We start from the raw sequence: 13,840 nt of genomic DNA on the forward strand, positions 1-13,840 counted from the left end.
TACATCCGACAGCTCCGACAGCTCCGACAGCTCCGACAGCTCCGACAGCTCCGACAGCTCCGACAGCTCCGACAGCTCCGACAGCTCCGACAGCTCCGACAGCTCCGACAGCTCCGACAGCTCCGACAGCTCCGACAGCTCCAACACCTCAGCCAGTGGCAACGCAGTCAGCCGCAGAATATTTGGCAAACCCGCTTTAAGGTTTCCATTGAACAATAAAAAAGACGCCTCGGCGTCTTTTTTCATTTTAGAAAAATTAGGGTTTTTGCAGTTGCGTTAAGGTTTTGCGCACCAGTCCCGGATCATCTGCAAATACACCATCTACACCAGCTTTATAGAAGTTTTCAAATTCTTTAGCCGCACCGGTATCACAACGTTCGGTTGCCACTGAGCTACATTTTAAATAGTCAGGTAAAAAACCATTTTCAGGTCTGAGCGTATAAGGATGAACTTTCAAACCAGCAGCATGGGCATCTTTGACAAAATTGGTTTGTTTAAATTCAGTGTTTGAAAAAATATAGGTTTTACTTGGACCTACACCATCTGCATATTTTGCCACTGATTTTAGGCCTTCTGCAGTGGCTAAACTTGCATAATTTTGAGGTGAGCTTTGTTGCTGTAAGTCACCCGGTATGGCAGTTGGGCTATCTAATAATTGAATAATTTTGCCATGTTTGAGGGTTTTCTTTTGCGTGAGTTGATCACGTAAGTATTTAAGATTGGTGGTTTCAAAAGACTGTAAATATACAGGCGCGATATCACGTGTATAACTGTATTTGGCAAGCGTGGTGAGTAAACGATCTTCCATGGCTAGATTTTGCTGTTGGAAAAATGTTGGATGCTTGGTTTCAATATATAAACCAACAATTTTTCCAGTTTTTTTATAATGAGCTTCGGCAAGTTCAATGATTTGTTCGAGCGTTGGGATGCTGTATTGATCATTATATTGAGTGTTATTAGGGCGATATTGAGCAATACGCTCACGTGCTTTTACATTTTGAGTCAGTTCATTCAAATTAAAGTCTTCCGTAAACCATCCTGTATAGTCGATACCATCGATTTTTTTGGTGGTTTTTCGATCCGCAAATTGTGGCAGCGTACTGATATTGGTTGTCCCTGAAATTTCACTTTCATGGCGCGCAACCAGATAGCCATCCTTGGTTGGCACTAAATCGGGTTCGATAAAATCCGCACCATCGTCAATCGCTTTTTGATATGCGGCAAGAGTATGCTCAGGTCGCAAAGCACTGGCACCACGATGCCCAACAATGACAAAACCTGTATCAGGCAAAATAGGGGGCTTGGTGACATGGGTTTTATCGTCATCCGAATTACATGCAGATAAACCAAAAACGCTAAAAAGGAGCAGTGAAGACACGCCCCATGAGGATTTCACTTTGCTTGTTATGGCTAGATTTAACTGTTTTGTTAATTGTTTTTGCATGGCTGCCTCGGCATCTTTTTATTTAAATGAATGAAGTTGCAGGCATACATTGCAGGGCAGTGGCTAAGACTTCATGACAGAGGCGGTTTTGTCACATAAATTTACTAAAATAGCTGAAGTGGAGGCTCTCCATATTTTCTACATATTTCGCTTCAAGCAAGGTTTTTATGTAGTCTAGGCTTGTAATCAAGCACATTGTGATTGATTATCAATAAGATTTTTTGAAAAAATCAATCAACATATTTTATTTCATTAATTGAAAAGTGACATGGACTGATGCTGTCTAAGTTTTTTATTTATCGACCGATTTTTGCAGGTGTCTTGGCGATCATCGTCATGGCGCTCGGGCTATTTGCTGTGCTCAATTTACCGGTAGAGCGCTATCCAGATATTGCGCCACCACGAATTACGGTCAGCGCAAGTTATAGCGGTGCGTCAGCAGAAACAGTTGAGGAAAGTGTCACACAAGTTCTTGAACAACAAATTAAAGGAATTGATCACCTTTTATATTTTAGTTCAAGCAGCGACTCTTCAGGTCGAAGCCGGATCAGCATCAGTTTTGAAAATGGCACTGACCCAGATACCGCTCAAGTACAAGTACAAAATGCCATAAATGGAGTAATCAATCGGCTGCCTGAAGATGTGCAGCGCCAAGGGGTAAATGTCTATAAATCTTTGGGTGATACCCATATGGTTATCGGCCTCTATGATGAGACTGGCAAGAGTTCGAATATCGAACTTGGTGACTATATGATGACTCATCTAGAGCAGGACATTGCTCGAATTGAGGGTATCGGTGAAGTCGATGTTTTTGGTTCGCAATTTGCCATGCGCATTTGGCTCAACCCACTGAAGTTAAAGCAATATAGCCTTATGCCCAGTGATATCCGTGCGGCTGTTGAATCACAAAATACGCAGGTTGCAGCCGGAGCCGTAGGTGAATTGCCGAGTGTATCGGATCAATATCTCAATGCAAAAGTCACTTCAGGTTCACGTTTAAAGTCAGTTGAAGAATTTGAAAATATTATTGTCAAATCTGCACGAAACGGCAGTTTTGTCTATTTAAAAGACGTTGCACGTGTTGAATTGGGTGCGGAAAATTATTCAGGGGTTAATACCATTAACGGGTATCCATCTTCAGGGATGGGGATCTCATTGGCTTCTGGGGCAAATGCACTTGAAACCTCAGCCTTAATTAAGCAAGAAATTGAACAGTTAGCGAAGCAATTACCTGCCGGTTATAAAATCGTTTATCCACGGGATAACACGCCATTTGTACAAGAATCGATTAAAGAAGTGGTGAAAACGTTATTCGAAGCCGTTTTACTGGTGGTTTTGGTGATGTTTATCTTCTTACAAAATTGGCGAGCAACGCTGATACCTGCGATTACGGTGCCTGTGGTGATTCTTGGGACTTTAGCGATTTTATATGCTTTGGGCATGACCATTAATACGCTCACATTGTTTGCATTGGTACTGGCCATCGGTCTGTTGGTCGATGATGCGATTGTTGTGGTGGAAAACGTCGAACGTTTAATGCATGAACAACAGTTAACAGCAAAACAAGCGGCCATCGAGTCGATGCATGAAATTAGCGGGGCATTAATCGGGATTACTTTGGTATTGACCGCTGTATTTATTCCCATGGCGTTCTTTGGTGGCTCAACGGGCGTGATCTATAGACAATTTTCCATCACACTCGTGGCTGCAATGGGCTTGTCACTGATGGTTGCGCTGATTTTAACCCCTGCATTATGTGCCTTAATTTTAAAACCCAATCCGAAACCACAGCGCTGGGCGATTTGGTTTAACACCAAATTAGAGACTTTAAAAACCAAATATCTAGCACTTGCACAAGCCACGGTTCGTTATCGCTTATGGACGGTGGTTTTGTTTGCGGGGCTCATTACGGTATTTGCTTTGTTTTATCGTGCTTTGCCGACCAGTTTTATTCCTAGTGAAGACCAGGGCATTTTGAGTGTGCAACTTAAATTACAAGAAGGTGCACCGATGTCGAAAAGTCGTGAGATCGGTGAACAAATTCGGCAGTACTTTTTGACTGAAGAAAAGCAAAATATTGATTTGGTGATGATTCGTTATGGACGAAATTTTTCTGGTACGGGTCAAAACTTAGGGCAAGGCTTTATTGCACTGAAGCATTGGGATGAACGTTCAGGACAATACAATTCAGCGCAAGCGATTCGTGAACGTGCTATGAAACATTTTAAAAAGTTCAACAATGCACAAATCAATGTCAGCATGCCGTCTTCAGTCAGCGGTCTTGGGCAAACCGATGGTCTGGAGTTTTGGCTGCGAGATATGAATGGTGAGGGTCGTGCTTATCTCGATGAGCAATTTAAAAGCCTGCAAGAGAAATCCGCACAATTCAGTAGTTTCGAAAATTTAGACAAACGCTCTAACCCAGACAAAGCTGAACTGAAAGTTGATATTGATCAAAAACAAGCGATGGCTATGGGTTTAACGCAAAATGCGATTAATAGCACCATGAGTAGTGCATGGGGCGGGAGTTATATTAACGATTTCATTGACCGTGGACGTATTAAACGCGTCATGATGCAGGCAGATGCCGAATTCCGTTCTAAACCAGAAGATTTGGCTTATTGGCATGTACGTAATGACCAAAATGAAATGATTCCATTTAGTAATTTTTCAACCATTGGCTGGAGTGGCGGCCCTGAAGTCGTCAATCGCTTTATGGGATACACCGCATTACAAATGGAAGCGGATACAGCCAAAAATGTCTCAAGTGGCCAAGCCATGCAGGATGTTAAAGCTTTAGTCGATCAGGTGCCTGGCGTGGATGTGGCATGGAGTGGTTTATCTTTTGAAGAGCAAAAATCAAGTCATCAAGCGATTTGGCTATATTTGGTCTCGATTGGATTTATTTTCCTCTGTCTTGCCGCCCTATATGAAAGTTGGAGCATTCCGACCGCAGTCATGAGTGCGATTCCACTCGGGATAGGCGGTAATATTTTGTTTAGCTACATGACCGGTTTTCCAAATGACATCTATTTCCAAATTGCCTTGCTGACGACCATCGGTCTGTCCTGTAAAAATGCGATCTTGCTTGTAGAGTTTGCAGCGATGGCACAAGAAAAAGGCAAACATGTAATCGAAGCTGCAATGGAAGGCGCAGCACTTCGTTTACGTCCTATTTTGATGACCTCTTTGGCTTTTGGTGCAGGAGTGGTTCCTTTAGTTCTTGCTTTTGGTGCAGGTGCAGCCAGTCGCCAAGAGATTGGGGTGAGCGTACTCGGTGGGGTAATATTCGGTACGGTTTTGGTGCTGATCTTTATTCCGTTTATGTATGTATTGATACGGACTCTATTTAAGCCCAAGTCTGTTAAAAGAAACATAAGTGATTAAATTGTTTAGGTCTCGTTGTAAAGGTTGAGAAATGTAACAGTTTTTCGTAGTATTGCTGCGCCGTATAAGCGGTTTGATGAGGATTAAATCCCTAAATGGACAGGCACAGTTGTCAGATACACCAAATTTCAAACATATATATTTACCAACATTATTATGTGGGTTCATTCGGCAAATAAAATAAGAGCCGTTGCGGCCCTATTACATAGGTTGGGTAATAGGGGGCGAGCATGAGCTACAACAACTTTTTATATCTTTTAAATGATGCATTAAGCAAGCAAGATATTGCATTGGCATTAGACTCTGTTAAAACGTTTAAAGCCGCAGATTTGGCTGATATTTTGGCACAATTACCTTTAGAGAATAGTCAAAAGCTGCTACTGCATCTTCCTGCACGCGCCTATGTATTTTCATATCTCAAACCCGAAGAACAAGTAAAATTTGCACGCGGTTTAACGCGAACAGACTTGGCTGAAATTATGGGCGAAATGCCTTCAGACAAGCGTGTCGATTTATTTAAATGTTTAGATCACGAGCAGCAAAATACTTTATTGCCTGCATTGGCACAGGCCGAGCGTGAAGATATTCGGCAGCTCTCTTCTTATGTAGAAGGTACGGCAGGGGCCATCATGAGCTCCGAATATGCCACCCTAAAACCGAATATGTCGGTAAAAGATGCCATTAAAATGTTGCGTTATGAGGCACCCGATTCGGAAACCATTTATTTGGCCTATGTACTTGATGAAGCAAGAAAGCTGCTGGGTGTTTTATCGCTCAAACAATTAATACTTGCCGAAGAACAAAGCAATATTAGTGATTTAATGGCGACCGATATTATTTTTGCATATTTTGACAGCGATCAGAATGAAGTAGCCAAAACCATTGCTCGTTATGACTTACTGGCATTACCCATTATAGATCATGCCGGTGTGATGGTGGGTATTGTGACATATGATGATGCAATGGATGTGGCCAGTGAAGAGGCAACAGAAGATTTTTTAAAATCTGGTGCTGTCGATGCATCATCTAAATTGAGTCTTAAATCTGCCCCGATATTGCAACTCTATCAAAAACGGGTGTATTGGCTGGTATTTCTTGTTTTTGGCAGTTTGTTATCTGGGATTGGCATTGCACATTTTGAAGACGTTATTGCCGCAAATATTGTATTGGTTTTCTTTTTGCCCTTATTGGTCGGCAGTGGTGGAAATGCCGGCTCTCAATCTGCAACGCTGATGGTGCGTGCATTGGCAACGGGCGATGTACATTTTAGGGACTGGTTTTACTTGCTGGGACGTGAAAGTTTGGTTGCCCTGTGTCTGGGCGGAACCATGGCCATTGCTGTATCGATTTTAGGCTACTACCGTGGTGATGCAACCGTGGCCTTGGTCTTGGCACTGAGTATGATGGGTATCGTATTGCTCGGTTGTTTAATTGGCATGAGTTTGCCTTTCATACTCAATAAGTTAAAGCTCGATCCTGCAAGCGCTTCTGCACCTTTGGTAACCTCGATTTGTGATGCGACTGGCGTGGTGGTGTATTTGATGATTGCTTCACAATTGCTCAATTTATAGAGATTAGCATTTTGCAACAGATTGAAGACTTCTAATATGTTTTAATCTCAGTGATTTACACGTTTTTTATTGGATAAAACATGGCTGAACCATTAAAACAAAAAATGTCAAAGCAAGAAGTCATTCGTCTTGAACGCGATCTCGCAAAGTTTGCCAATATGATGGACTCCGTGGTTCGGATTCCATTTACTCGACAAGGGGTAGGTGCGGACGCAGCGTTGAGTACCATTCCCGTAGCTGGTGATATCGCAGGATTTGTCTTGACCTGTTATGCCGTCTATAAAGCCAAACAGATTGGCGTACCACAAGCCAAATTAAATGGTGTGATGAAACTCGCAGTTATAGATGCTGTCGTGGGGTTTATTCCTGTTGCAGGGACGATCTTTGATGTGTTTATTCGACCGAGCCGTAAAGCTTTAGATGTTGTACATACGCACATTCGTGAAGAATATCAAATCAGTACAGATCAACATGTGGTACATCCGTTTTTACATGAAAAATTAGAACAGAAACAACAGCAATCTGCTTTTTGGCGCAACCCTGTGGTTGCATGGATATGGATCCATATCCCAGATATACTCGGGATGATTTTCTTATTAGTCTTTATCTTTGCAATTTATATGGGTGGTTCATTGCTTTGGCAATGGTTAAAGGCCAATGGAGTATTGTAGATAGAAATGCCTTGTTGCTTGAACGCGATCACTGAGAGGCTATTCAATTGAAAGATCGTTCAGCTGAAAGATTATTGATAAGACAGTAAATGTTCGGAAAAAATTAGACGTAAAAAAGCCTCCATAGGGAGGCTTTTTTACGACATACATTAGATGCTCGATTATGGGCAATCTAATTGTTGTAATGCCGCAACACGTTGTTCAATCGTTGGGTGTGTTTGGAACAATGCAGCTAAACTGAAACCTTGTTCTTGACCCGCAGAAATTGCAAAGGCTTTCATTTCTTTTGGCATTTGATCTGGCATTTCAGATTCTGCTTGTAAACGTAACAGGGCAGAAATCATCGCTTGTTTACCTGCTAAACGCGCACCAGCTTCATCGGCACGGTATTCACGGTAGCGAGAGAACCACATCACAATGGCAGACGCTGCGATACCAAAAACAATATCTAATACAATCGTAATGACAAAATATGCGATACCCGGTGCTTCACCATCTTCACGACCAAAAACATTACGGTCAATGAAATCACCTGCTACACGTGCAAAGAACATGACAAAGGCGTTGACTACACCTTGCACCAATGCAAGGGTTACCATATCACCATTGGCTACGTGACCAATTTCGTGAGCGAGTACGGCACGGAGCTCGTCTTTGTTCATACGCTCAAGTAGACCGGTAGAAACTGCTACTAAAGCATCATTTTTATTCCAGCCTGTTGCAAAGGCATTTGACTGGTACGATGGGAAAATACCCACTTCTGGCATTTTGATACCAGAACGTTGTGCTAGTTGCGCAACTTCGTTAAGTAACCATGCTTCAGCTTGGTTACGTGGTGCATTAGGGTCAATCAGCTCTGTACCCGTGGTTTTCTTCGCCATCCATTTTGACATGAATAGTGAGATCATTGAACCCACCATACCGAACACAAAACAGATTACGAGCAAGTTGCCTAAGTTTAAGCCGCCTGCACCGTGGTAACTACCGACACCGAAGAGTGACAAGATTATGCCAGCTACAACCAGTACCGCGAGGTTGGTCAGCAAGAACAAACCAATCCGCATCATTGGGTAAATCCTCTTATTATAGAAAAATGATCTGATTTACAAATAAAAATCATTAAACTCAATATGAGGTGAAAGTCTTAAAATTTCAAGGAAAAATTAGTAAAACAGATGCAATTTTACAAAATCAGTGAATTTATTCATTGAAATAAATACGCGCTGAAGCAGACGCATTTGCTGTGGCAAATGAACCTGAAGGTGCGTCGGTAAAACTACCATTGTCTGTTTGAATAATTTGACGTGCCGATGATTTAGCAACCGTAGGGGCAGCAGCATGATAATTATCCGAACTGGCAATAATCCGACCACTATTTGAAGCGATATTGGAATTGCTCGAACCTGATACACTTAAACTACCAGCATATAGGTTGTTATAGCGGCTAGTAACACGGCGGACATAATCTTGTGTTTCACGAAAAGGTGGGATACCACCATATTTTGCGACATTGCCTTCACCTGCGTTATAACCAGCTAAGGCAAGTGAGGTGTTACCATTAAAACGTTTCAGTAGCCAAGATAAATATCGAGCACCAGCCATAATATTCTGATGAGGATCATAAGCATTTGTTACATTGAAGCGACGTGCCGTGGCAGGCATGAGCTGCATTAAACCTTGGGCGCCAACAGGTGAACGAGCATTAGTGTTAAAGCCTGATTCGGTATGCATCACCGCTTTGATTAGACCTTCGGAAACACCATGTTGGGCCGCTGCTTGTTTAATAATATTGTCAAAGGCATTTTTATTCCTACTATAGCTGGGTAACACAGACGCTTCATTTGAGCCCCAGTTACTATAACTATGGATATTACTGTCCGGATAGTAGGTTTTTTTCTCAACTTTTAGATTGCTATAGCGGCCTTGTTTATTGGTCAGTAACGTTGTGCCATTACTTTCACGCAATTGATAAATCGTTTGGCCGGCAAAAATGTTTGGTGCTGCTAAACTGATAGCCACACTTCCACCTAATAACAGCCCCAAAGTCCAAGTAATGTTTTTCATTTTATTGTGAAGAAAAATTCTGTCCCCAAACAGTTAAAGAGAGTTTATCAAAAAAAAATTAGATGAAAAGGCTTCATAGACTGATTTCTTCTTTACTTTGTAAAAATCAAGTCATTTTGATGATTCAATAATCAAAAAAAATATTTATTTTTTTTTATTGATCTTAACTTGACACACTTAAGCCATTGATAATTAAATTTATTTAAATTGATCAAAAAATGATCAATTTAAATAAAAGCCTTAAAATAAGGGCGGCTCACCTTGTCAAGTCATTTAGAATCCACAAAGTTATCCACAGCTTTTGTGGACAACTGTGGAAAAGTCCAAAAGATAAGCATTTGGGCTAAAAAATGAACTGTACCGTATAGAATATTGCACTGAAGTTTACGTGATCATGACAGTATTTCTACTTTTTTCGGAAATTACATTCTTTTGATGCGAGAAGTCTGTGAATCGGATAAAATTGCGCGGTATTTTTTTTTAGGTTTAACTCGTCTATGTTCTCGCCAGTTGAGTCCGAACAAGGATTTAATTTCAAACCAGAACTACCAACTAGCTCTGCGTATTATCGTTTATTGAAAAAGCTACGCCGTCAGGTCGGTCATGCTATTCGTGATTTTAAAATGATCGAAGAGGGTGACAAAGTGATGGTCTGTATTTCAGGCGGTAAAGACAGTTATACCTTGCTCGACATTTTGTTGCAGTTTAAGCGTATTGCGCCGATTAATTTTGATGTGGTTGCGGTCAACCTTGACCAAAAACAGCCGGGTTTCCCTGAAGACGTATTGCCACGTTATTTAGAAGAAAACAAAATTCCGTATTACATCTTAGAAAAAGATACTTACAGCATTACCAAACGTTTAACACCAGAAGGTAAAACGTACTGCGCAGTGTGCTCGCGTCTACGTCGTGGTTCGTTATACGGCTTTGCTCAAGAAATTGGGGCGACGAAAGTGGCTTTAGGTCATCACCGTGATGATATTTTGGCGACGTTCTTTTTGAACTTGTTCCATGGCGGCAGCTTAAAAGCCATGCCACCGAAATTATTGTCTTCTGACAAAAAGAACATTTTGATTCGTCCACTGGCTTATGTGGAAGAAAAAGACATTATCAAATATGCAGAAATGCGTAAGTTCCCAATTATCCCATGTAATTTGTGTGGTTCTCAGGAAAACTTACAACGTGCGATGTTAAATGACATGCTGCGTACTTGGGATAAAGAATTTCCAAAACGTTTACACAGTATTTTTGGTGCGTTGCAAAATGTATCACCTTCACAACTGGCTGACCGTGAGTTATTCGACTTTGAAGCCCTAGATGAACAACGCGAATTTGACTTTAAAAATAGCGAAAGTTGTTCAACTGATGAAGGTGATTCAGAAAGCAAACGCATTAATATGGTGAACTTAGGGTTTATGGCAGATTAAGCCGAAAACCTTATCATGCAAAAGGCATTCTACGGAATGCCTTTTTTATGCTTATGATTTTTCTCATTTTGTTATTAAACAGTTAAATATTGAACGGTGCGTACAAAAAACTTTAGCCTTTTCACAAATGATCATGCTATAACAAACCTCAAGCAAAATATGCTTGCACTGATGTTGTCCGGAACGGCAACACACACGAACAAAATAAATTGAGGAAAGATCATGCCTGCTTTTTTAACTGATGATTGGTTTTCAACTGTAGAAACTTTGACAGCTCAAGCTGGTGATTTAAACTTACCACCTGCATTGGCTAATCTTGCAATTAACCTTGTGGTTGCTGACGCTGCAGGCAATACTGAATTGTCATTAGACGGTGGTGCAATTAAAAAAGGTTTATCTTCAAACGCGAAAACAACTTTGAACATGGATGCTGAAACTTTACGTAAAGTATTCCTTGAATTTGATATGGCTGCAGCGATGCAAGCGTTTATGACGGGCAAAATAAAAGTACAAGGTGATATGTCACAATTGATGGCATTGCAAACAGCAAAACCAAGTGCTGAGCAAAAAGATTTGTTCAAAAAAGTACTTGAGCAAACTGCTTAAGTCTAAAACGAAAAAAGCTTACCCGAAGGTAAGCTTTTTTTTGTGCGCTCACATGTAAATGTTAAGTGGACGCATATTAGATATTCACAAGTTGAGGTGTGGTTTTAATATGTTCCAAATACGCACGAATACGCGTGACATATTGCACAGCTTGACGATAACGACCATTGCTGGCCTTGTTACGGTCTAGATAAGCATATAAATTCACCCACTTATTTGGGTTTTTACCCTGAGCTTGGATGCGCTTTTGAATCTGACTTACAGCACCAGGACCCATGTTATAAGCCACTAAGGCATACCAATTACGATCAGGGTACGGAATGTTACTATAACGGTTTAACATTTGGTCATAGTACTTTGCACCACCTTGAATGCTTTGAGTCGCATCTGTACGGTTGCTCACACCCATGGCTTTTGCTGTACTGTTGGTCAGCATCATAATGCCACGAACACCCGTTGGGGATACCGAGTCAGGTTTGAGGTAAGACTCTTGATAACCAATCGCTGCCAATAAATGCCAGTCTAGATCGTATTGCTTGGCCGTGTTTTTAAAACTTGCCTTATAGATCGGCATACGTTTACTTAAATCACGTTGAATCACATTCCAAGAATCTTGTTTGACCACATTACGGTTGTAGAATGATGCCAACTGTCCAATTGCGCCATTTTGTTTGGCACGGCAAATAAAACCACTCGCGGTTTGGCTTAATGGATCATCTGCATTTTTAAATACCCAGTTTAAGTTGCTGTTTAAACCATTCTTTTTTAAAGAAACGGTATCACCACAACTGGCTGAAAATGACGTCAAATGCTTGGCTTCAATGGTACTCATTTCGGCAGTGGTCATAGCAAAATTGGCTTGACCTTTGGCAACCATTTTTAAAGCAGTGGCATTGTCATTCACTGTTTTAAAATCTAATTGGACATTTAAACTTTCTGCATAGTTACGTGCAAGGTCGTAACCAAAACCATGTCGATGTTTACCATCCTGAAAAACAATGGCAGGATTGGCAACTGCAACAACAGTGAGTTTATTACTGTTGACGACAGCATCATATTGATGTGCTGTTTTGCTGGCATTAATACTGTGAAAAGGAATTAAGATAGTACTAAGTGCAAGCGCTTTAAACGGGAGAGAGTTAAAAGAGTTAAGGCAAAGCCTCGACCCAGAAGTTGAACTACTGTGCATGTTGTCTCCGCTACAAGTAATTTATGCCCTAAAAAGCAAAGGCAAACAGGCCTCAGACTTTTTCAAGTTTGATAAATTCAATAAGGGTTGGGCAGTCATGACGTCATTCAAAAATGACTAGGGGGTTTCGGGAAATATGTAGAAAATCTACACTGGATAAAAATTAAACAAGCCTAAAAGATGTGCGCATAATAATGAGCAAAAAAATACTTGTCAAATTTTGTACGAAAAAATATTAAAATATGTAACATAAACAATTGATTTTGTTTGGGAATAAATTTTATATACTTTGCCTGTGTAGAAATGGAGGATAAAATAGGCATGTTTTGTAAAAATCAGCACTTGCTCAAGGCCTAAAAATCTTCATGAAATCTAACTTAATTACCCGTGGTGGACACGATTTATTGGTCGCTGAACTTCAACATTTATGGCATGAAGAGCGACCTGAAATTACCAAAAAAGTGAACTGGGCGGCTAGTCTTGGAGATCGTTCGGAAAACGCGGATTATCAATATAATAAGCAATTGTTACGCAAAATTGATCGACGTGTACGCTACTTGGGAAAACGTTTGGAAGAGCTTCGTATTATCGATTACTCACCCGAACAAAAAGGGAAAGTTTATTTTGGGGCATGGGTCGATATTGAAAATGATGACGGTGAACAAAAAACGCTAAGGATTGTGGGGGTAGATGAAATTTATGATCATCATCCGCAGCATATCTCAATTGATTCACCTATGGCTCGAGCACTCTTATCCAAGCAAGTGGATGATGAAGTCGAAGTCCTAACCCCGCTGGGGAAAAAATGTTGGTATATCAATTCAATTCGTTATGAAATGGGCGAAAGTACTGAAAAATAACAAACTGCTCTTATTTTGTTCAATTGGACGTGTTTTTTACAAAATAATTTGCCATTGCTGAATTTTATTTATATGATGGCGGCCATGGAAGCGTGGCAGAGCGGTTTAATGCACCGGTCTTGAAAACCGACGAGGGCGCGAGTCCTCCGTGAGTTCGAATCTCACCGCTTCCGCCATATTCAAAAAACCTTGATGTTTTTAGCATCAGGGTTTTTTTATGTGCGTAAATTGAGGTAATGCAATTAGCCTTGACCTTAATTCAATACATATTGATTCAGCTTCTATTTTTCTGACCTAAACCAAAATTTTACAATCGACTAAATTTTGTATGAACGATTCGCTAAGTAGTCAAAATAAGGCAAAATAATTTGCCAATTTGAATTTTTATTTATATGATAGCGGCCATGGAAGCGTGGCAGAGCGGTTTAATGCACCGGTCTTGAAAACCGACGAGGGCGCGAGTCCTCCGTGAGTTCGAATCTCACCGCTTCCGCCATATTCAAAAAACCCCAATTTAACGATTGGGGTTTTTTTATTGCCTAAATTTTTTGAAAAGTTTTTTCTAAAGGCGAAGCTGATATACAGCATGGATATGACATGCTATTAATTATTCACAATAAA

The 13,840-nt window shown here is 40.7% G+C and carries 11 protein-coding genes and 2 tRNA genes; 9 read left to right on the top strand and 4 right to left on the bottom strand.

Translation table 11 applies throughout. From position 1 onward, the window contains the following. Positions 1-200, top strand: a 200-nt coding sequence (locus tag FTU80_RS01215) for a hypothetical protein (protein WP_180083824.1), incomplete at its 5' end; no start/stop codon positions are given. 56 nt (positions 201-256) lie between these two features. On the opposite strand, the gene FTU80_RS01220 is transcribed toward FTU80_RS01215, so the two are convergent. Further along, entirely contained in the window at positions 257-1,444 is a 1,188-nt protein-coding gene (locus tag FTU80_RS01220) for a glycerophosphodiester phosphodiesterase (protein ID WP_180083826.1), read from the bottom strand. A 276-nt stretch (positions 1,445-1,720) separates the two neighbouring features. On the opposite strand from FTU80_RS01220, the gene FTU80_RS01225 reads away from it, so the two are divergent. The 3 genes from FTU80_RS01225 (at position 1,721) to FTU80_RS01235 (ending at position 7,073) form a co-directional block, all read left to right on the top strand. Further along, a complete protein-coding gene (locus tag FTU80_RS01225) occupies positions 1,721-4,831 on the top strand; it encodes a multidrug efflux RND transporter permease subunit (protein WP_180083828.1) in 3,111 nt (1,036 codons plus the stop codon). Between the two features lie 230 nt (positions 4,832-5,061). Further along, on the top strand, positions 5,062-6,402 hold the full coding sequence (mgtE, locus tag FTU80_RS01230; RefSeq protein ID WP_180083830.1) for a magnesium transporter: 1,341 nt from the start codon (positions 5,062-5,064) through the stop codon (positions 6,400-6,402). Between the two features lie 80 nt (positions 6,403-6,482). Further along, positions 6,483-7,073: a DUF4112 domain-containing protein gene (locus FTU80_RS01235; RefSeq protein WP_180083832.1), complete on the top strand. Its 591-nt coding sequence runs from the start codon at positions 6,483-6,485 to the stop codon at positions 7,071-7,073. A gap of 161 nt (positions 7,074-7,234) precedes the next feature. Here the strand turns inward: FTU80_RS01235 and htpX are convergent, their stop codons facing one another. Further along, a complete protein-coding gene (gene htpX, locus FTU80_RS01240; protein WP_078192146.1) occupies positions 7,235-8,140 on the bottom strand; it encodes a protease HtpX in 906 nt (301 codons plus the stop codon). 133 nt (positions 8,141-8,273) lie between these two features. Next, on the bottom strand, positions 8,274-9,137 hold the full coding sequence (locus FTU80_RS01245) for a lytic transglycosylase domain-containing protein (protein ID WP_180023271.1): 864 nt from the start codon (positions 9,135-9,137) through the stop codon (positions 8,274-8,276). Positions 9,138-9,634: 497 nt separating this feature from the next. Between FTU80_RS01245 and ttcA the strand changes: the two genes are divergently transcribed. Further along, entirely contained in the window at positions 9,635-10,564 is a 930-nt protein-coding gene (ttcA, locus tag FTU80_RS01250) for a tRNA 2-thiocytidine(32) synthetase TtcA (protein ID WP_180083834.1), read from the top strand. Positions 10,565-10,786: 222 nt separating this feature from the next. Continuing rightward, positions 10,787-11,170 carry an SCP2 sterol-binding domain-containing protein gene (locus FTU80_RS01255; RefSeq protein WP_180008384.1) on the top strand — a complete coding sequence of 128 codons (384 nt, stop codon included), beginning with the start codon at positions 10,787-10,789 and terminating at the stop codon, positions 11,168-11,170. Positions 11,171-11,246: 76 nt separating this feature from the next. On the opposite strand, the gene FTU80_RS01260 is transcribed toward FTU80_RS01255, so the two are convergent. Next, on the bottom strand, positions 11,247-12,359 hold the full coding sequence (locus tag FTU80_RS01260; RefSeq protein ID WP_180083836.1) for a transglycosylase SLT domain-containing protein: 1,113 nt from the start codon (positions 12,357-12,359) through the stop codon (positions 11,247-11,249). A gap of 365 nt (positions 12,360-12,724) precedes the next feature. On the opposite strand from FTU80_RS01260, the gene greB reads away from it, so the two are divergent. The 3 genes from greB (at position 12,725) to FTU80_RS01275 (ending at position 13,715) form a co-directional block, all read left to right on the top strand. Continuing rightward, entirely contained in the window at positions 12,725-13,219 is a 495-nt protein-coding gene (gene greB, locus FTU80_RS01265; RefSeq protein WP_180083838.1) for a transcription elongation factor GreB, read from the top strand. A gap of 86 nt (positions 13,220-13,305) precedes the next feature. Beyond that, positions 13,306-13,395: transfer RNA gene (locus FTU80_RS01270), tRNA-Ser, on the top strand. A 230-nt stretch (positions 13,396-13,625) separates the two neighbouring features. Beyond that, positions 13,626-13,715, top strand: a tRNA-Ser gene (locus FTU80_RS01275). Positions 13,716-13,840: the final 125 nt, after the last annotated feature.

Origin of the sequence: Acinetobacter sp. YH12145 (assembly GCF_013418335.1) — a bacterium.
Taxonomy (GTDB): Bacteria; Pseudomonadota; Gammaproteobacteria; order Pseudomonadales; family Moraxellaceae; genus Acinetobacter; species Acinetobacter amyesii.